Here is an 18,720-nt window from a genome sequence, read left to right as displayed (position 1 = left end):
GACTGATCCCTTCGATGTGCGTCGGTGCGATGGCACGCGTACGGCACGTTGTTTAACGACGGATAGATAAAACCGGTTGCGACGCCTTTACGGCGCCGTGGATGCGAATGTGGCTTTACACTTCACGCCGGACGGAAGGTCCAGCGCGCTATTAGGCAGATCGAGCAATACGACAAAGGTGCCGCTGGCCGCGTCGATCACCCGATCGATACTCGCGACGTGTGCGGTGTACGACTTGTCCTGCTGAATTTCCGGAACGACACGCACGACGCCGCCGGCCTTCGGTTCGCCGAAGGCGCGCATGGGCATTACGACGCGGACGCGAAGCGGATCGAGCTTCGCGAGTTTCAGAATGGCGTGCTTCGTCGCGCCGGGTTCGACGACTTCGCCGGGCCAGATCATCTGGTCGACGACGACCCCGTCGAAGGGGCTACGAATCGTGCGCAGGGCGAGCTGGCTGTTCTGCTGCGAGTATTCCAGACGCGCGATTTCGCGATTTTCCTTCGCTGTCTGTAGCTCGGCTTTGGCGAGTTTCAGTTCTGCTTCGGCATCGTCGCGATCCTGCGGCGACATCAGTTTCTCGGCAGCCATATCGCGCCGGCGATCGTACTTGCGACCGGAAAACTCGATCTTGCTCTCGGCAACCTGGGTGGGACCGGCCAGCTGCGACTTGTAGCGGGCGAGGTCGGCCGCCGCCTGTTCGGCGTGGGACTCCAGCGTGGCCAGTACCTGGTTACGCGTTACCCGGTCGCCCCGTTTCACCGCCACGCGATCGAGCAACCCGGCGACGGGGGTTCCTACCTCGACGGTCTGTGCCGGTTCGATGAGGCAATCGTAAGAAGGGGGGGAAGGAGGTGGGGCGGCCGTCGCCTGTGCGCAGTAAAAAACGAACGCGCAAACGCCCGCGCGTGTCGCCGCTTTCCGATGCGAACGATACCCTGGCCTCGCCTGTGGCGAGACATTCGTACGAAGCTTCAATCCCTTGCTCCCTGCCAGATCACCGTAGCGGTGCGGGTGCACCACCCCCTGTTTGCGGTGTTCTGGCCGCGAAATCTATCGGAGGCCCACGAGCCGGGCAAGGCATACTTGCGAACGTAAGAAGTTACGTAATGGAAGCTTGCGACACTCGTAAAAAGCTTCGTTATAGAAACAAGAGGTTGCGCTCGAATGCTCGACGAAGATGGCTATGTCTTCACGTTTCGGGAGGGAGCGAAAGTGGGGCAGCCGTGTAGTCCTTCCCCTACAAGCCATCGCGAGTGTCTGGGGGTTCTACGGACGGACCGTAAGTAAAACTGCGGAGGAAGAGGATTCGACCCCGTGAGATAACGAAGCCACCCCTCGCAGGAAGGCCTCGTCATGCTTCGTCGACTCGTGCTTCTGATTGCCACGTTCGCTGCCTTCGCACTATGGCCAGGGCCCGGCAGGGTATCGGCGTCGCCACAAGCTGCCTCGGGGAGTGTGAGCCTCGCCGACGCAGAAGCCATCGCCAAGGATGCATACATCTATGCGTATCCGATGCTCGAGAACTACAACACTATGTACAAGCAGGTCGCGGACAAGACCGCACCCGAGTACGTCGGAGGGTTTGGCAAGTTCCGGCACTATTCGCAGCTCTATACGCCCGACAACCACGACGTGGTCACGCCCAACAACGACACGCCGTATTCGTGGGCGTGGCTGGACCTGCGCGCCGAGCCATGGGTCGTGACCGTGCCCAGGGTTCCCGACAGCCGGTACTACGTGCAGCAATGGGTCGACCTGTTCACGTACAACTTTGCGTACATCGGCTCGCGAGCGACCGGCAACGGGGCAGGGAGCTATCTCATCGCCGGACCGGGATGGCATGGGGCGAAGCCGCCCGGCATCGCGGCGGTCTTTCCTTCGGAAACGTCCCTCGTCATGACGTTGACGCGTACCGCGCTGGACGGACCGGACGATATCGCCAACGTGCAGCGCATCCAGTCCGGTATGAAGCTGGAGCCGTTGAGCGGCTTTCTCCATCGCCGGGCACCGGAGCCCGCGCCGGACGTCGCATTCCCGCCGTACGATGCCGCGCGAGTTCACTCCCATGACTTCATTGCGTATCTGAACTTCCTGCTCCAGTTCACGCAACCACCCCAGAAATCGGAAACGGCGCTGTTCCAGCGGTTTGCGAAAATCGGCATCGTGCCCGGTGCCGATTTCAATGCTTCCAGAATCGATCCGGCGTTGCTCGCAGCCATCGATCGCGGCATCGAGGATGCCAAGGCGGCCATGGCATCGACAGCAAAGGCCACGCTTTCATCGAACGGTCTGTTCGGTGCCCGGAGCATTCTCGGCAACAACTATATGACGCGGGCGATCGCCGCCGAAAAAGGCCTGTACGGTAACTCGATCGAGGAAGCCTGGTACGGTGGTTACCTCGGCGATGGCAGGAAGCCTTCGAAGATTCACTTCGGGAAAGCCCAGTTGCCGCCGGCGAAGTTCTTCTGGTCGGTTACGTTGTACACGCTGCCAGAGCGGTTCCTTTACGCGAATTCACTGAAACGCTATTCCATCGGCGACCGTACGCCGGGCGTCAAGTACGATGCGGATGGCGGGCTCACGCTTTATGTCGGCCACGATTCGCCGGGCAAGGACAAGGAAAGCAACTGGCTTCCCGCGCCATCAGGTCCGTATAGCGCAGTAGGACGCGTTTACGGTCCGGGTAAGGCTGCCATCGACGGAAAATGGTCGCTACCGCCGCTGGAAGCAGCCAACGGCCGGTAGCGTTGCCCCGGCTTCTAACTGTCCGTCAGGATACCCACGAACTGTGCAGCGATGACGATCGTGCTGAAATGCGCCAGCATGTATTCGCGCGCCGCGCTGCCCATGGGCAATCGAAACGATGGCTCGCATGTCTTCAGGATGGCGTCGCGCCATGCATCGACGTCGCCAGGCGGCAGCAGCAGACCGGTAACGCCCGGAAGCAGCGTCTCGGGAAGGCCGCCGATATTGCTGCACAGTACCGGGATGCCCGCGGCCTGCGCCTCGATGGACCCCCGGCCGAAGGTTTCCGGCGTCAGTGACGGAAACGCCAGCATCGACATCGCGCTGTAGTAGGGGGCGATGTCGTGGATCCAGCCGGGAAAATGATGGCGGTTCGCCGTGGGAAGCGCGGCGACACGATCGCGTAACGCCTTCAGGTCCGGACCGTCGCCAAGCCACAGGCAATGCAGTCGCGGCTCTCGCTCCATGGCTTTCGTAGCCGCTTCGAGCAGGACGAATAGTCCTTTGCCGGCGAACATACGGCCGGAGTAGCCCAGCACGATCGCTTCGTCGTCGATACCCAGTGTGCGCAGAATAGTGCTGCGCTGCTGGCGATCGGGCCGGTATCGCGTCGTGTTCACCGGGTTGTAGAGGATATGCACCCGCTCCGCCGGTATGCCTCGATCGAGGTAGGCCTGGCGGGCATAGTTAGAGACGGCAAAGAACCGATGCGCCAGTCGCGGCAGCATATACGCCGACAGCCGCTTCATGGGAGGTATGCGGTGCCGGAACAGCGCGACCGGTATCCCGAGCAGTCGCCCGATGACGATCAGCGGCCAGTATTCCTTTCCGAAATTGCCGACGAGGTAGTCGGGCTTCGAACGCTTCGTCACCGCGAATACCCTCGCGTATCCACGCAGGTCGTAAGCATTGCGAAACATCGCGTTGTCCACCTGGACGTGCGATCCGGCCAGTTCCTGCGCGATCAACCCGCCCGGGCACGCCATGACTCCTACCTGATGCCCCGCTTCTTCCATCGCCTGGGCAAGGGTGACGAAGTGCGTAGAGGCCCCGGTGTTTTCCTGATTCGTGCCGACGAAAAGAAATTTCACGCGCGCCGATCCTCATAGCCTGTCAGTACGCGCATGGCGAACTGCGGCAAGAAGTGGTGTCGCGCTATCTGCACCCGTGGCAGCTGCCACAGGTCCATGTCGGGTGTGGCGCGGCCGCGGCGTGTCGTGGTCGCCGCTACGTATCCGGCCTGTCTGACGACATCGGCGACACGATTGTCCAGATTGCCGTATGGATAGCAGAACTGGGTGACCGCCACGCCGATACGATCTTCGAGATCGGCTTTGCAGCCGTCGATTTCGTTGTGCAACTGGTTGTCGTTGAAGCCGGTCAATCGTGGGTGGGTTCGCGTGTGTGCGCCGATCTCCATGCCGCCTTCGTTCCAGCGACGCAATTCTTCCACCGTCATGGTGGGTTTGCGAATACCCAGGCGTTCCGCGTCCCACTCGTTATATCGCCCGATACTCTGGCTTACCACGTAGACAGTTGCACTGAAGGCATACCGGGAGAGGATCGGGAGCGCGGCTTCCAGGTTGTCGGCATAGCCGTCGTCCAGCGTGATGACGACGATCCGACCCTGACGTTCTCCACGCAGGTAAGGCATGGCCGCGGACATGGATAACCCGGTGTAACCGAGGCGATGCAGCAACCACATCTGGCGGGCGAACGTGCCAGGGTCCACGTATAAGCTGCGGAAAACCTGCAAGTCGCGCGGCGCGCGCGCGATGTTGTGGTACATGAGGACAGGCACGTGTGCCGTGCCTCTGGATGTCGCTTGATTCATGGCCCAGCTCCTTAAGCCCGCACCCGTCACTACGCCTCTCGGCGATATGAGATTGGACGGTCTGGCTGAGTTTAGGCTTAACCATCGTCGCCGAGAACGCGTCGCCTGGACGGTCGATCTCCAGGGGGTATCGTGCAGAATGCTTTCTCGATGCGGCTTATCCTGTGGGTCCGATCGGAGAGCAGGCATTGGCTTTTTCTATCCGACACGCACCCCTTACCGGAGACACCCTTGAATAAGTCCGACTATATTCGCGAGCTCTCCTTGCAGCCGCATCGCGAAGGCGGATATTTCGCACGAACGTTTCAGCACCCGATGCGGATCGCGACCGATCGGCCGGCCATGGAGGGAATGAGAAGTCTCGGCACATGCATCTATTACATGTTGACCGACGACAGCCCAAGGGGATACCTCCATAAAAACATGTCCCCGATCATTCACTTCTTCAATGCGGGATCGCCCATCCACTACTGGCTGATCGACGAAGCGGGAAATACGACGAAACATGTGCTCGGCCCCGACCTTTCCGCTGGCGAAACGTTGCAGCTGATCGTTCCGGGTGGCTTCTGGAAAGCCGCGGAACTTCGTTCTGGCGCCAGTTATGGATTGCTCAGCGAAGTTGTCATGCCGGGCTTCGAATATGAGGACTCCGATCTTGCATCGAGAGAAGAATTCCTCGCGCTATTCCCGCACCAGGCCGACCTGGCGAAGCGATTTTGCCGGTGACGATGCAGGGGCACCCGGCGAGCGTATCAGGTGGATGAGCGAGCGCTTGCCGCTGCTTGTTGGCCTGCTTGCTTCGTTCGCATGCTCCGGTTTTTCTCGCGCAGAAAAGCGAATGCCATGGCATCGACTCCCACTTCATGCGCATGTGTAAAGTATGCCGCGTCAATCCGTTGGCCGTCGATGTTGTCATTGCCAGACCATTCGAAGACCGCCCAGGATAAGGGATTGTCTGCCAGTAGCAGGTGGTCCCAGGGGTAAGCGCGATGATGCGTCGGGTGCTTGCCATGCCGGGCTAGCAACAGCGCCGCCCGCTCCACCTTGTTGAGGCATCGCTGCTCCTGGCGGTTCTTGAAGTCGGCGTACGCTTCGGCGTCTTCTCGGGCGGTGTCCGGAGAGATGAAATACGCCCGGTCGCGCCGTGGCGGATAGGCGATGGGACCACCGCATTTGCGCCCGATTCCCGAGCACTCGACCACAATCCACTTGATCTGCGGCCTGAACAAGTCATGGTCGAACTCGAGTGCAGCGAACATGTTGAATTTCTCTGATGATCGTTCAATCGTTCGTGGAATACGTCGCCGTACATTACGTTTCCGAAGCTAGACTCCCGACATGTCGACCGGAATATCACTTGCGTTGTAGGAGATTTTTGGGCGTTTTGGCATACCAAATGCTTTCGACTCAAGGTCAGGGGCTATGGCGGGTGGTGGTCATATTCCCTGAATGCCCTCAATCGTTTTGGCGTCGGGAACATCGTTCTTATGGACAAAAAATGGAAGCCCGAGCTGGGTTTCAGAAGCGTATGGATATTCCTGATCGAGGATGTTGGCGAATAGGCCTTCGGGGCCGGCTTCCTCCTGACTAGGCCGCCGTCTCCAAAGTGGACCGGTGTGCGATCGCCCGCTGGTTCGAAAGAAAGACGTTGTCGCGCTCCGGCGCCGCTCCACTGGCGAGCATGGCGATCCATTCGTCGGTCGACATAACAGCCGCAAACGCGGAGTGCATGACGACGGTGGTGGCGCGATGGATTTCCTCGGCGGTCGCCGCGCCCGCCCGATTGCGATAGGGCAGGGAACCCGCGGCATCCGGAAGGAACTCCACGTCTAAGCCTTCATGCATGGCCTGACGCATCGTCGAATCGTTGCAGTTGTGGGTCATATATCCGACGACAGTAAGGGTGTCGATGGCGTTCGCCTTGATCCATGCATGAAAGTCTGTCCCGGCGAAGACACTGGGCAGCGTCTTTTCGATCAGGTGGGCACGCGGGCGTGTTGCAACGACGGGATGCAGTTCGACGCCATGCGTCCCCCTGGCGAAAATCGGAGCGCCCTCCGGGGAAACATGCTGTACGACGACGATCGGGATGCCGTTCTCGTCCGCGGCATCCATCGCGCGACGGATATTGTCGAGGGACGAATTTACGTCGGGATACTCGATGCGGAAGTTGCCGGTGACGTACTCGTTCTGGACGTCGATGACAATGAGTGCGCGATGAATATTATTGTAATACATGGAGTTACCTGCGATTCTTCATGAAGATTGTTGTGCCCGGCAGTAGACAGATTAATGAGAGGGGCGCAGGCTGACGATTGGCAAAAATGACATTCTTCATGGCAAAAACGACACTATCCGGATCGGCGGCGAATCCGTCGGCCGAGATCGGGCTGCTGATATATCCCGGCGCGCAACTGGCGGCCGTGCTTGGCCTGACCGACCTGTTCGACGTGGCTAACCGGATGATGCTGACGCACAGGCCGCGGGACGTTGCGCCGTTTCGGGTAAGCCACTGGCAGTTGTCCGCGCGCGGCACACGGGTAGAACGGGTTTTCGAAAGCCAGCCGGGAAACCACGGGCAACCGGACTTCCTCATCCTGCCGCCAAGCCTCGGCGCCGCGTCTTCTCCGGAGGCGACAGAACACCTCGCCCTTTGGCTGAAAGAGCAGCATTCGACCGGTACGGTCCTGGCGTCCGTATGCGCAGGCGCTTTCCTGTTGGCGGAAACGGGCTTGCTTGCCGGACGCAGCGTAACCACCCACTGGTCCCAGACGGAGAATCTCGCGGCACGCTTTCCCAAACTGCGGGTCGAGGGCGAAAAGCTGGTGATCGACGATGGCGACATCATCACCGCCGGTGGTCTGATGGCATGGACCGATCTGGGGCTGCGATTGATTGATCGTCTGCTGGGGTCAACGGTGATGGTCGAAACGGCGCGCTTTCTGTTGATCGATCCGCCCGGACGCGAGCAGCGTTACTACAGTACGTTCTCGCCACGGCTGCAGCACGGCGACAAAGCCATACTGAGAGTGCAGCACTGGTTGCAGGCACGGGCTGCACAAGACATTACACTGGCCGCGATGGCCACTGAGGCGCAACTGCTGGACCGGACGTTCCAGCGCCGCTTCTTCAAAGCCACCGGCTTGCGACCGCTGGAATACTGCCAGCATCTGCGCGTCGGCAAAGCGCGCGAGTTGCTGGAACTCGGTCACCGGAGCATGGAGCAGATAGCATGGGATGTCGGCTACCAGGACCCCGGCGCGTTTCGCAAGGTATTCCACAAGGTCATGGGACTATCGCCAGCCGACTACCGGCATCGTTTCAACGTCGCACCACTGGCGGATCGTAGCGTCCGCTCGTCTGAATCCAGAGGGACTCCCGCTTGATGCTGCAAATATCCGATCTTGTTTTCTTCGTGCTGGCTATTCTTGTGCTGGGCACCCTCGTAACGATCATTGTTGCGCTACTCGGCATCAAATCGTCCATTCGCCGCAGTAAGAGCTGGCGTATCTGGCTGGCTTGCCTCGCAGGGATAACGGTGCTCCAGGTGTCGCTGCTTATGAACCACCGAGAGGTCGAGCAGTCCTACCGCGACCTCCAGGTCAGGCTCTATACGTCGCATCTCGGGTCGCCTGCCACATTCGAGGGGATATCCTTTCCCGCCGGCTCCACCGTCATCCGCGATTACGACGATCCGCACCCGGTCATGGGCGGAACGGTGCCCGCGGGTACGACGCTGTTCGGACTGAAGATCGGTGGCGACTTCTCGGTCGGGCGCACCGGTGACGATGGACAGACGCCGTATCTTGCGCAGGGTACGCTCGTCGCGCCGGCCACTATTCATAAGGTACCCTGCGATAAGGGCGGTTTCAGTCACTCGTTCGATACGTCGAGTGTGAATGAGGTCGTTACCTGCACGCTTTCCACGGAGGGCACGGTCGATGGCATCCCGATACCGTCCGGTAGCGAAGTCGTCATCACGTTCAATACGTATAACGGCCAGATAGACGCCTTCGGCGACGTCAAGCGTGCATGGAGAGCGTCGGGCGTGGACTGTGCCGAGGGGCATTTTACCTACTTCGGTGTTTTCGAATGCCCGCTCGCGCGGGACCAGGTGTTCGACGGATACCCTGTCGTTGCCGGCAAGAAGGCTTCGTTCAAAGTCGACGGCAAAGGATCGGCCGTTGTTTACGAGGGCGCGTTGTCGCGCGATTTCGATGTGGCGGACGTACGCATTCCTGCGGGTTCGGCGTTTAAATCGTCGTACAACGGTCAGTACATCGGCGCGGAGACGTTGCGTACTCACGCGATGGACGATTCCCAGTACGTCCAGTTCGACTTGCCCGCCGCCACAAGTCTCACTATTTCAGGAGTCTCTCTGCAAGGAGACTCCGTGGGCATTTATGTCTACAACCATTCGATCAAGGTACACATCGTGGCCCGTGCGACCGATCCGAACGCAGATGCCGACACGACAATACGCGACGGAACCTTCGACCTGGCGAAGAAGACCTGGAACTGGGAAGAGGAGAAATGACTTAGCCCTCAGTTCCGGACCATGAGAGCGAAATGCGACAGCCCGGTGTGGCGTCCGAAATCTCGATGGTCATGTCGTGCAGGCGCGCGATCACGGCGACGAGGCTCAGGCCGAGTCCGTTGCCGGGCGTGCTGCGGCTGGGTTCGCTGCGATGGAAGCGGTTGAGTACGGCTTTACGCTCGCCGGGCGGAATGCCGGGGCCGCTGTCGACGACGCTAAGCTGGCGATGCGCGGCATCGAGGCGTACCTGGATGGTTCCGCCGGGTGGCGTGAATTTTATGGCGTTGTCGACCAGATTGCTGACGGCATCGAATAACAGACTGGCGTCGCCAGCGACCGCAACGGACGCGGCATCGTCGATGAATTGCAGGGACAGCCGTTTCTCTTCGGCCAATGGCTGATAGAACTCGACGACATCCGTCAGCACGGTGGACAACGACACCCGGGTGAATCCCGCGCGTCGCGCGCCGGCCTCGATTTCCGAAATGCGCAGCAGGGCGTTGAAGGTATGCAGAAGGCTACCGACCTCGTCGATCGCATCGGCGATCGACAGGCGGAACTCGTCGACGGTGGACGCGCGACGCAAGGCGCGTTCCAGACCGCCTAACAGCCGGGTCAACGGGGTACGCAGATCGTGGGCGATGCTGTCGCAGACGCCTTTGACCTCATGCACCAGTCGCTCGAGGTCGTCGAGCATGCCGTTCACTTCATGCGTGAGCCGGCTGAGATCGCCGCCTCCGCGTTGAACCGGCAGGCGCTCCGTAAGATCCCCGGTGACGATGCGCCGGATGGCGAGCGTGATCGCATCGATGCGGCGCATCGACGACATCCCCACCGCGACGGCTCCCGCCAGACCGAAGATCAACGTCAGCAGGCCCGCGCCGAACATCGCGCGGACCATGAGTTCTTCGAACTCGTACGGTTCGTGCACATTCTGTGCGACAACCAGCCAGTGACCATCCGGAAGATGCGTGGAATAGCCGCGGAACGGAACGCGGGCGCCGGCATACATCATGTGGAAATTCACCGGCCTGTCTGTCTGCCGCATCTCCACAGGTAGCGAGGGCAGGTTGCCGGCCAGCCAGTGGCCCGTGGCATCGAACTCGCCGAACGGCCGGCGCATCCCCGGATCGCCACGCATATGCTCGCGCAGCCTGAGCAGGCGATCGTCGGTGGACAGCGAGCTGAAGTTGGTCGATTCGCGACGCAGCCAGCCCTCCTGCTCGCGCACCATATAGCCCACGGTCTGCCAGTACACGAAGGCGAACAGCAACGACGAGCACGTGCCGAATAGCAACAGGAACATCAGCGCGAGCCGGAAGCCCGTCGTGCGTCGCAGTTCAGTCAGCCGCATAAAGGATGTACCCCGAGCCGCGTACGGTCTGGATCAGCGAGGGACGATTGTCCGTATCGATCTTCTGGCGCAACTTGCTGATATGCACATCGATCACGTTGGTGCGCTCTTCGGACCGATAACCCCACACCTCTTCGAACAGCATCGTGCGGGTGACCACCTGGCCGGCGTGCCGCATCAGGAAGGTCAGCAGATCGTATTCGCGGGGCAGCAGGCTGATGGTTTCGCCTTCGCGACGCACGCCACGGGTCAGCAGGTCGACTTCCAGCGGCCCGGCACGCAGCGATGTCTGCTGCCCCGGTACGTGGCGACGGCGGAGCAGGGCATCGAGCCTTGCCGTGAGTTCCACCGCTTCGAACGGTTTGGTCAGGTAATCGTCGCCACCGGCACGCAGGCCCCGCACGCGTTCGTCCAGTGCGGATAGCGCGCTGAGAATCAGCACCGGCATCTGCGCACCCGTGGCCCGCAACGTTGCCAGAACGCCCAATCCATCCGGCGTGCCGGGCAACATGCGATCGAGGACCATGGCGTCGAAACCGCCAGCCATGGACATCAGCAAACCCTGCCGCCCGTCCGCGGCATGGTCGACGCTGAAGCCGTGATCGACCAGTGCGTCGACGATTTCCATCGCGGTCTGCGCGTCGTCTTCGACCACTAGAATGCGCGACATCGGTTTCTCCAAGGTGCGATGGGATGCTGCGGCGACCCGTTCATTCGATATCCGCCTTTCCGGGGGAGTAGTGTCGCAGGACAATCCGTAGCCGGCTTTGGCCGGAAGATTAATTCGCGTTAAGAATCGCCGTACAAGTTACGCCACACAAGGCTTCCAGCGCATGCGACTGCTGATCATCGAGGACGACGAACGCGCGGCGGGTTATCTGGCTCGTGGATTGAGCGAAAGCGGCCATGTGGTGGACGTGGCTGGCGACGGCGCGCTGGGTCTGGCGATGGCGCGCGAAGGCATCTATGACGTATTGATCGTCGACCGGCTCCTGCCCGCCATGGATGGGCTGGAACTGGTGCGCACGCTGCGCCGCGACGATCCCCGCATCGGCGTGCTGATGCTGAGCGCCATGGCCGGGACGGCCGACCGCGTGGCGGGTATGCACGCCGGGTGCGACGACTACCTGGTCAAGCCCTATGCCTTCGTCGAAGTACTGGCACGCATCGAGGCTCTGGCACGGCGCGGCGACCGGTCCCGCGAGGGGCATGTACTTCAGGTGGGCGATTTGCAGCTCGATGTGCTTGCCCGTCAGCTGCGTCGCGGCGATCGTCTCATCGCCCTGCAACCCAGGGAGTATCTGCTGCTGGAATATCTGATGCGCCATGCGGACCGGGTCGTGACGCGAACCATGCTGCTGGAAGCGGTATGGGATTACGACTTCGACCCGCAGGGTTCCGTGGTGGACATGCATGTTTACCGCCTGCGCCGGAAGATCGAGCAGGATGCGTCGCCGCTGCTGCACACGTTGCCGGGCGTGGGCTACGTGCTATCGACGACGCCCCCCGTCACCTGAGTTTTTACCGCCTTAACTGTTTTTAATGTAACGGCGAAAGGGAGTGCAGGCGCGGACCGGCATGCTCCGGTTGTGCCCGTATGGCTCCCTATGGACTGCCGTCATGTCGTCTCTGCCCGTATCGAATCCTGTCCGCCCGCGTCGCTCGCGACGCTTTATCGTGGCCGGCTCGGTCATCGTCCTCATCGCGATTGCGCTGGCGTTCGTTTATGCGTCGCGCTCGCAGGGTGCGGAGCCACCCGGACCGAAGGTCGCGGCGGTGCCCGTCAGCGTCGGTCAGGCCGAACAGCGCGATATGCCGGTATGGGTCAGTGCCATCGGTACGGTGCAGCCATTGAATGTGGTGACCGTGAAAACGCGCGTGGATGGCCAGCTCGATAAGGTCGCTTTCACAGAGGGGCAGATGGTCAAGGCGGGCGACCTGCTCGCACAGATCGATCCGCGTCCGTTCCAGGCCGCGGTGGATCAGGCCCAGGCCAATCTGCACAAGGACGACGCGCAGCGCGCCAATGCCGAACTCGACCTGCAGCGCTACGCCAAACTGTCCAGTCTGCAAGTCGTCCCGGCACAGCAACTGGATGCGCAAAAGGCGCAGGCGCAGTCCCTGCTTGCGTCGGTAGCGTCGGATCGCGGCGCTGTCGACGGCGCGCGTCTGCAGCTTGGCTTCACCCGCATCGCGGCACCGATCGGGGGACGCGTCGGACAGCGTCTGGTCGATCAGGGTAGCCAGGTCCATGCCACGGATACGACCGGACTGGTCACGATCACGCAGATCCAGCCGATCACGGTGACCTTCCAGGTACCGCAGGACGTGCTTCCGGACGTGATGGACGCACAGGCGGCAGGCCAGGCCCGGGTTTCCGTGAGCACGCGCGACGGCAGTCGGCACCTGGCCGATGGCGCGCTCGTGTTCGTCGACAGCCAGGTCGATGCGGGTACGGGGCAAATCATGCTGAAGGCGCAGTTCGTCAATGAAGACCGCTCGCTGTGGCCGGGCGAGTTCGTCGCCGCACGCTTGCTGCTCCGCGTGCAGCCGCATGCGGTTGTCGTTCCCTCGCGAGCCGTGCAGCGCGATCAGAACGGTGCATACGTCTATGTCGTGGACGCGCAGCATGCCGCGCAGTCGCGTCCGGTACGACTGGGTGTCGCCAATGGCGATCTGCAGGTCGTGGAGGAGGGCATTCGCGTCGGCGATACGGTGGTGCTCGATGGCCAGTCGCTGCTGACGCCGGGTGCGAAGGTGAGCATCGTGCCTTCCAGCGCGGTGGCGACGGGTGCTTCCACATGAGCTTTTCCGATACCTTCATTCGCCGCCGCGTCGGCAGCAGCCTGCTTGCCATCGGCCTGATCCTGGTGGGACTGGTGGCCTACCGGATGCTGCCGGTAGCGCCGTTGCCGCAAGTGGACTTTCCCACCATCAGCGTCAGTGCGAGTTTGCCCGGCGCCAGTGCGGACACCATGGCATCGTCCGTGGCGACGCCGCTGGAACGCTCGCTGGCGAATGTGCCGAGCGTGACCCAGATGACGTCGTCCAGCTCGCTGGGCACGACCCAGGTGGTGCTCCAGTTCGACCTGTCGCGCAATATCGACGGTGCGGCGCAGGACGTGCAGACCGCCATCAGCGCCGCCGGTGGCCTGCTTCCGAAGAGCCTCCCGAACCCGCCGACGTATCACAAGGTGAATCCGGCGGACTTCACCATCATGTCGATCGCGCTCACCTCGGACACGCTGCCGACGACCGAGCTGGATCGCTACATGGAGGACTTCATCGCGCCGCAGGTCTCGCAGATGCCCGGCGTCGGTCTGGTCGATTTCCACGGACAGCAGCGTCCCTCGGTGCGCATCCAGCTCGATCCGGACAAAGTGGCCGGACTGGGCCTGAGCATGGACGAAGTGCGCAACGTCGTCGGCACGCAGACGGTCAATGCGCCCAAAGGCACATTGAACGGCAGGAGCCAGACCATCGTGCTGGACAGCACCGACCAGATCGTCAATCCGGACGCGTACGCTCAACTCGTGGTCGCTTACCGCAACGGCGCCGCGATCCGGATAGCCGATATCGGCAAGGTCGTGCAGGGCGCCGAGGACGTGCACGAAGCGGCATGGCTGCAAGGCAAGCGCGCCATCATCATGGATGTGCACAAGCAGCCCGGCTACAACGTGGTCGACACGATCCAGAACATCAAGGACCGGTTGCCGGGACTCACCGCATCCATTCCGCCGTCGGTCAAGGTGCAGATCGTCGGCGATCGCACCCAGACCATCCAGGCGTCGGTGTCCGACGTGCAGATCACTATGATGATCACCATCGCCTTGGTGATCGGTGTGATCGCCTGTTTCCTGCGCAATCTCTGGGCGACGGTCATTCCCAGCCTGACCATTCCACTGTCGCTGATCGCGACCTTCGGCGTGATGTATCTGTTGGGGTACAGCCTGGACAATCTGTCGCTGATGGGACTGACCATCGCCGTGGGCTTCGTGGTGGACGATGCCATCGTGGTCATCGAGAACGTGGTTCGTCACATGGAGATGGGCAAGGGCCGCGTGCAGGCGGCTATCGACGGTACGCGCGAAGTGGGTTTCACCATCGTATCGATGACTATTTCGTTGATCGCGGTCTTCATTCCCATCCTGCTGATGGGCGGCATCGTTGGCCGGCTGTTCCGCGAATTCGCGGTGACGGTCAGCGCGGCGATCGTCGTGTCCGGCATCGTTTCGCTTACCGTGACGCCGATGCTGTGCGCGTGGCTGATCCGTCCGCATCACGACCAGGTGCACGGCCGCGTGTATCTGTGGCTGGAAAATTTCTTCGAATCGATGACGCGCTTCTATGCGCGCACGCTGGATATCGCGCTCAATCACCGGCGCATCGTGCTCGGTATCGCGGTACTCACGTTTGCCGCGACCATCGGCTTGTACACCGTTATCCCCAAGGGTTTCTTCCCGCAGGAAGACGCCGGCCTGATCATGGCGACCGCACAGGCCTCGTCCAGCATCTCTTACGACGCCATGTCCGGACGTATCCAGACGCTGGGCAATATCGTGATGGCCGACCCCGACGTGGACAACGCGTACTACTGGATCGGTTCGAACCCGACCCTGAGTCAGGGTCGCATGATGATCAACCTCAAGCCGTTCGGGCAGCGCGTCGCCAGCGCCGACACCGTCATGGCACGCCTGAAGAAAGCGACCCAGAACGTCGAAGGCGTGAAACTGCAGATGCAGGTGCGCCAGGATATCCAGGTCGGCGGCCGGGCCAGCGCCGCGCAGTACCAGTACACCATGCAGAGCGCCAACGTCACCGAACTGGATCGTTGGGCGGGCGAACTCACCAAGAAAATGAACGCACTCCCGCAACTCCGGGATATCAGTTCCGACCGCCAGCCCTCGGCGATGACCGCGACGCTGAACATCCATCGCGACACGGCGGCGCGACTTGGCGTGAGCGTACAGGCCATCGACGACGTGCTTTACGACGCCTTCGGCCAGCGCCAGATAGCCACGCTTTTTACGCAGACCAACCAGTACCACGTGATCGAAGAAGTCGACCCGAGCCTGCAGTTATCCACCGACGCGCTGGCCCATCTGTATGTGCGCTCCACGCTCACCCAGCAACTGGTGCCGCTGAGCATGCTGGCCACGATCGAGCACGGCGTATCGCCCGTCACGGTGAACCATCAGGGTCTGTTCCCCGCGATCACGTTGTCGTTCAATCTCGCGCCGGGTGCGTCGTTGGGCGAAGCGGTGATCGCTATCCATGCGGCCGAGCAGAGCATGGGCATGCCAGCCACCGTGACCGGCTCGTTCCAGGGCACGGCGCAGGCATTCCAGAGTTCGCTGAGCAGCCAGCCCTGGCTGATCCTCGCCGCACTGGTCACGGTCTACATCGTGCTGGGCGTGCTGTATGAGAGCGCCATCCATCCGCTGACCATCATCTCGACGCTACCGTCGGCCGGCATGGGCGCGCTGGTCGCGTTGATGCTGTGCGGCCAGGATCTCTCGGTCATGGGCATGATCGGCATCATCCTATTGATCGGCATCGTGAAGAAGAACGCGATCATGATGATCGACTTCGCGCTGGTCGCGGAGCGCGAAGGCATGGATGCCATGAATGCTATCCGGCAAGGTTGTGCGCTGCGTTTCAGGCCGATCATGATGACGACGCTGGCAGCCTTGCTTGGCGCGCTGCCGCTCGCGCTGGGTCACGGTGCCGGCGCCGAACTGCGCGTGCCGCTGGGTATCTCCATCGTCGGCGGTCTGATCGTTTCCCAGCTGCTGACGCTATACACCACACCGGTTGTCTATCTCTGGTTCGATCAGTGGTCGCGACGCTTCGGTAAGCATTCGGATAGCGATGCCGTCGACGCTGGGCATGCGCTTCCCGCCGGCGCTACGAAGTGAACAGTTCGGCGGGAAGGCATTTTTTCTCTTGCTGAAAACCATGCTATAAGCCAATCACAATTGCTTTGTGATCAACAATGAAAACGACACTCGACGAGCTGCAAGCCTTCATCGCTGTCGTGGATACCGGCTCGATTACCGCGGCTGGGGAGCGGCTCGATCAGACGGTATCCGGGGTCAGTCGTACCCTGGGACGCCTGGAGGAAAAACTTCAGACCACGTTGCTCCGGCGTACGACCCGTCGTATCGAACTGACCGAAGAAGGCGGCGCCTTCCTGCAGCATGCCCGCGCCATCGTCGAATCCGTGGAGCTGGCCGAGGAACAGATGTCGGCCCGGCGTCAGAAGCCCGCTGGCCGGCTGCGCGTGGATGCGGCGACGCCTTTCATGCTGCACGTGGTGATTCCGCTGGTTGGGGGCTTTCGCGAGCGCTATCCGGAGGTCGAGCTCGAATTCAACAGCAACGAAGGCATCACGGACCTGATCGAACGTCGCACCGATGTCGCTATCCGCATCGGACGGCTCAAGGATTCCACGTTGCATGCACGACCGCTCGGCAGCAGCCGCACGCGGGTGCTGGCCAGTCCGGCCTATCTGGAAAAACACGGGAAGCCCCGGCGAGTGGATGATCTGGCCCAGCACACGCTGCTTGGGTTCAACCAGCCCGAAACGCTGAACGACTGGCCGTTGCGGGAGCGCACCGGCGATCAGTTGCATGTTCACCCGGCCGTTTGGTCGTCGAGTGGCGAGACCTTGCGACAGTTGGCTCTGGAGGGCCAGGGAATCGTCTGCCTGTCCGACTTCATGACTCAAGTGGACCGGAAGGAGGGGCGGCTGGTGCAGTTGTTCGCTCGCGAGACGCTGGACATCCGGCAGCCGATCAACGCGGTCTACTACCGCAATACGGCGCTGTCGGCACGAATCGCATCGTTTCTGGATTACATGGCCGAATCGTTGGGCGATCGACCGTTTCAGGATTGAACGCAGGGCGGGCAGGTATCGGCAACCCTGCTTGCGATCAGTGGCGTTCTTCGGAAAGCGATTGAAACAACCCGCTCAGATGAGCCGAAACGATCCGGGCCGCGACACCGGGATCGCCTTCGCGATTGTCGATCGCTGCATTGCTGGCACCATACGGCGCGTACTTTCGCTGGTCCGTTACGGAAAAGAGACCTAGCGTACGCGTACCGCTGGCTGCGGCCAGATGCATGACTCCGCAGTCGGCGCTTAGGAATACGTCGGCGGCGGCGATGACCGCAGCCATCTTGCGCAGGTCGCGGGAATAGAACGTTGCGTGCTTCGAGTTCAGTTGCGACACCGCATGAGCGGCAACCACTTCGACAATGCGTACATTGGAATGATGGTCGGTGAGCTCCTGGATAAACTGCGCCCACCATGTTTCCGCATAGCATTTACGGCCAGTCGCATTGGCGAAAATCGCTACGGTCAAGGTATCGCTCGAAACGCTCGTGTCGCCCAGTATCTTTGCCAGAAGATCTCGTCCCTTCCGTCGCTCGTCGTCGGTCAGGCGGATATCCATGACAGGCCACGCACCGGATGCATCGCCCGCGTAAGCGTGTCGCAGAAGATGGACCGGACGCTGGGCAAGGTGCAATGGCCGCAGTGCTTCCTCGGAAGCGTGATCGGTGGTGCCAATCTTGTAGCGTGCTTTCACGAAGGCCAGCAGAAGACGTCCGGACTGCGATCCGCCACCCGCATCGATGGCGACGTCGTATACGGTTCTCCGGATACCGAACAGTTGCGCGACGGTCATAGGCAGGTGATGCACTATCCGCTGATGAAAACTGACGATGCGACGCACGGTCGGATAGGTGGAAAATACGGCGTGGGCCGCGGGTCCGGCGGCGACGATATCCACTTCGGCACCGGGATACAGGCGTTCGAGTTCGGAAATCAGGGGGCCCACAAGAAGCATGTTGCCCAGGCGATGGTTCGGTCGCAGGACAAGGATTCGATGAATGCCTGTCGTCGGGAGTGTTCCCTGCTGACATACCGCTGTGCCCCGACCCAGAATCCAGTCGACGACACGCCGCGTCGCATGTCGCCTGCGTTCCTGCAAGCGACCGTGACGGGAAACATGTGCCGTACCCACCGGGGCCGGAAGTTGTTCGATTTTCGGTATGGACGGCACGGAATATCGCTCGAGCGAAAAAGCCAGCTTGAGCATACTTACTTACAGGACTCTTACGGGATTTCTTGCGCGTGAAACCGCTGGAAAACATGAACTAAGCGGTACAGTTGAGAACGAGTCGGATCGGTAAGTTCTTGCTGCTCCGGTTAGGATTCCGTTGGCAATTTATACGTCCATG

General features: G+C 61.3%; 16 protein-coding genes. 8 read left to right on the top strand and 8 right to left on the bottom strand.

The window, feature by feature from the left end:
* Window positions 1-87 precede the first annotated feature (87 nt).
* Window positions 88-768, bottom strand: coding sequence for an efflux RND transporter periplasmic adaptor subunit (locus tag AC3IR3_RS11095; protein WP_489225021.1), 681 nt, complete (start codon window positions 766-768; stop codon window positions 88-90).
* Window positions 769-1,356: 588 nt separating this feature from the next.
* Between AC3IR3_RS11095 and AC3IR3_RS11090 the strand changes: the two genes are divergently transcribed.
* On the top strand, window positions 1,357-2,748 hold the full coding sequence (locus AC3IR3_RS11090; protein WP_489192088.1) for a DUF1254 domain-containing protein: 1,392 nt from the start codon (window positions 1,357-1,359) through the stop codon (window positions 2,746-2,748).
* 14 nt (window positions 2,749-2,762) lie between these two features.
* Here the strand turns inward: AC3IR3_RS11090 and AC3IR3_RS11085 are convergent, their stop codons facing one another.
* The gene (locus tag AC3IR3_RS11085; protein ID WP_489192087.1) at window positions 2,763-3,839 is read right to left on the bottom strand and encodes a glycosyltransferase family 4 protein; all 1,077 of its coding nucleotides are present in this window, start codon (window positions 3,837-3,839) and stop codon (window positions 2,763-2,765) included.
* Window positions 3,836-4,582 carry a polysaccharide deacetylase family protein gene (locus AC3IR3_RS11080; RefSeq protein ID WP_489192086.1) on the bottom strand — a complete coding sequence of 249 codons (747 nt, stop codon included), beginning with the start codon at window positions 4,580-4,582 and terminating at the stop codon, window positions 3,836-3,838. The genes AC3IR3_RS11085 and AC3IR3_RS11080 overlap by 4 nt, the downstream gene beginning before the upstream one ends.
* 132 nt (window positions 4,583-4,714) lie before the next feature.
* Between AC3IR3_RS11080 and AC3IR3_RS11075 the strand changes: the two genes are divergently transcribed.
* Window positions 4,715-5,308, top strand: coding sequence for a cupin domain-containing protein (locus AC3IR3_RS11075; protein ID WP_489192084.1), 594 nt, complete (start codon window positions 4,715-4,717; stop codon window positions 5,306-5,308).
* 26 nt (window positions 5,309-5,334) lie between these two features.
* Here the strand turns inward: AC3IR3_RS11075 and AC3IR3_RS11070 are convergent, their stop codons facing one another.
* Together AC3IR3_RS11070 and AC3IR3_RS11065 are read right to left on the bottom strand one after the other, a co-directional pair.
* A complete protein-coding gene (locus AC3IR3_RS11070) occupies window positions 5,335-5,841 on the bottom strand; it encodes a hypothetical protein (RefSeq protein ID WP_489192083.1) in 507 nt (168 codons plus the stop codon).
* Between the two features lie 328 nt (window positions 5,842-6,169).
* Window positions 6,170-6,820 (bottom strand): cysteine hydrolase family protein, encoded by a 651-nt coding sequence (locus AC3IR3_RS11065; protein WP_489192081.1) that lies wholly within the window; start codon window positions 6,818-6,820, stop codon window positions 6,170-6,172.
* 98 nt (window positions 6,821-6,918) lie between these two features.
* Here AC3IR3_RS11065 and AC3IR3_RS11060 point away from each other — a divergent pair, with 98 nt between their 5' ends.
* Together AC3IR3_RS11060 and AC3IR3_RS11055 are read left to right on the top strand one after the other, a co-directional pair.
* Complete coding sequence (locus tag AC3IR3_RS11060) at window positions 6,919-7,968, top strand: GlxA family transcriptional regulator (protein WP_489192079.1); 1,050 nt, start codon at window positions 6,919-6,921, stop codon at window positions 7,966-7,968.
* Window positions 7,968-9,119, top strand: coding sequence for a hypothetical protein (locus tag AC3IR3_RS11055; RefSeq protein ID WP_489192077.1), 1,152 nt, complete (start codon window positions 7,968-7,970; stop codon window positions 9,117-9,119). Before AC3IR3_RS11060 ends, AC3IR3_RS11055 begins: the two co-directional genes overlap by 1 nt.
* Before the next feature lies 1 nt (window position 9,120).
* Here the strand turns inward: AC3IR3_RS11055 and AC3IR3_RS11050 are convergent, their stop codons facing one another.
* On the bottom strand, window positions 9,121-10,473 hold the full coding sequence (locus tag AC3IR3_RS11050) for a sensor histidine kinase (protein ID WP_489192075.1): 1,353 nt from the start codon (window positions 10,471-10,473) through the stop codon (window positions 9,121-9,123).
* Window positions 10,460-11,143, bottom strand: coding sequence for a response regulator transcription factor (locus AC3IR3_RS11045; protein WP_489192073.1), 684 nt, complete (start codon window positions 11,141-11,143; stop codon window positions 10,460-10,462). The genes AC3IR3_RS11050 and AC3IR3_RS11045 overlap by 14 nt, the downstream gene beginning before the upstream one ends.
* 163 nt (window positions 11,144-11,306) lie before the next feature.
* Here AC3IR3_RS11045 and AC3IR3_RS11040 point away from each other — a divergent pair, with 163 nt between their 5' ends.
* From AC3IR3_RS11040 to AC3IR3_RS11025, 4 genes are all read left to right on the top strand, one after another.
* Window positions 11,307-11,990: a response regulator transcription factor gene (locus tag AC3IR3_RS11040; RefSeq protein ID WP_489192071.1), complete on the top strand. Its 684-nt coding sequence runs from the start codon at window positions 11,307-11,309 to the stop codon at window positions 11,988-11,990.
* A gap of 103 nt (window positions 11,991-12,093) precedes the next feature.
* Window positions 12,094-13,278 carry an efflux RND transporter periplasmic adaptor subunit gene (locus AC3IR3_RS11035; protein WP_489192070.1) on the top strand — a complete coding sequence of 395 codons (1,185 nt, stop codon included), beginning with the start codon at window positions 12,094-12,096 and terminating at the stop codon, window positions 13,276-13,278.
* Complete coding sequence (locus AC3IR3_RS11030; RefSeq protein ID WP_489192069.1) at window positions 13,275-16,391, top strand: efflux RND transporter permease subunit; 3,117 nt, start codon at window positions 13,275-13,277, stop codon at window positions 16,389-16,391. Before AC3IR3_RS11035 ends, AC3IR3_RS11030 begins: the two co-directional genes overlap by 4 nt.
* Window positions 16,392-16,468: 77 nt before the next feature.
* Complete coding sequence (locus AC3IR3_RS11025; RefSeq protein WP_489192068.1) at window positions 16,469-17,371, top strand: LysR substrate-binding domain-containing protein; 903 nt, start codon at window positions 16,469-16,471, stop codon at window positions 17,369-17,371.
* Between the two features lie 37 nt (window positions 17,372-17,408).
* Here AC3IR3_RS11025 and AC3IR3_RS11020 read toward each other — a convergent pair whose 3' ends face one another.
* A complete protein-coding gene (locus tag AC3IR3_RS11020; RefSeq protein WP_489192066.1) occupies window positions 17,409-18,578 on the bottom strand; it encodes a glycosyltransferase family 9 protein in 1,170 nt (389 codons plus the stop codon).
* Window positions 18,579-18,720 lie beyond the last annotated feature (142 nt).

This window comes from Luteibacter sp. GL_149, from assembly GCF_057834065.1.
The sequence above is the reverse complement of the archived record's forward strand: the minus strand, read 5'-3'. Positions and strand labels throughout refer to the sequence as shown.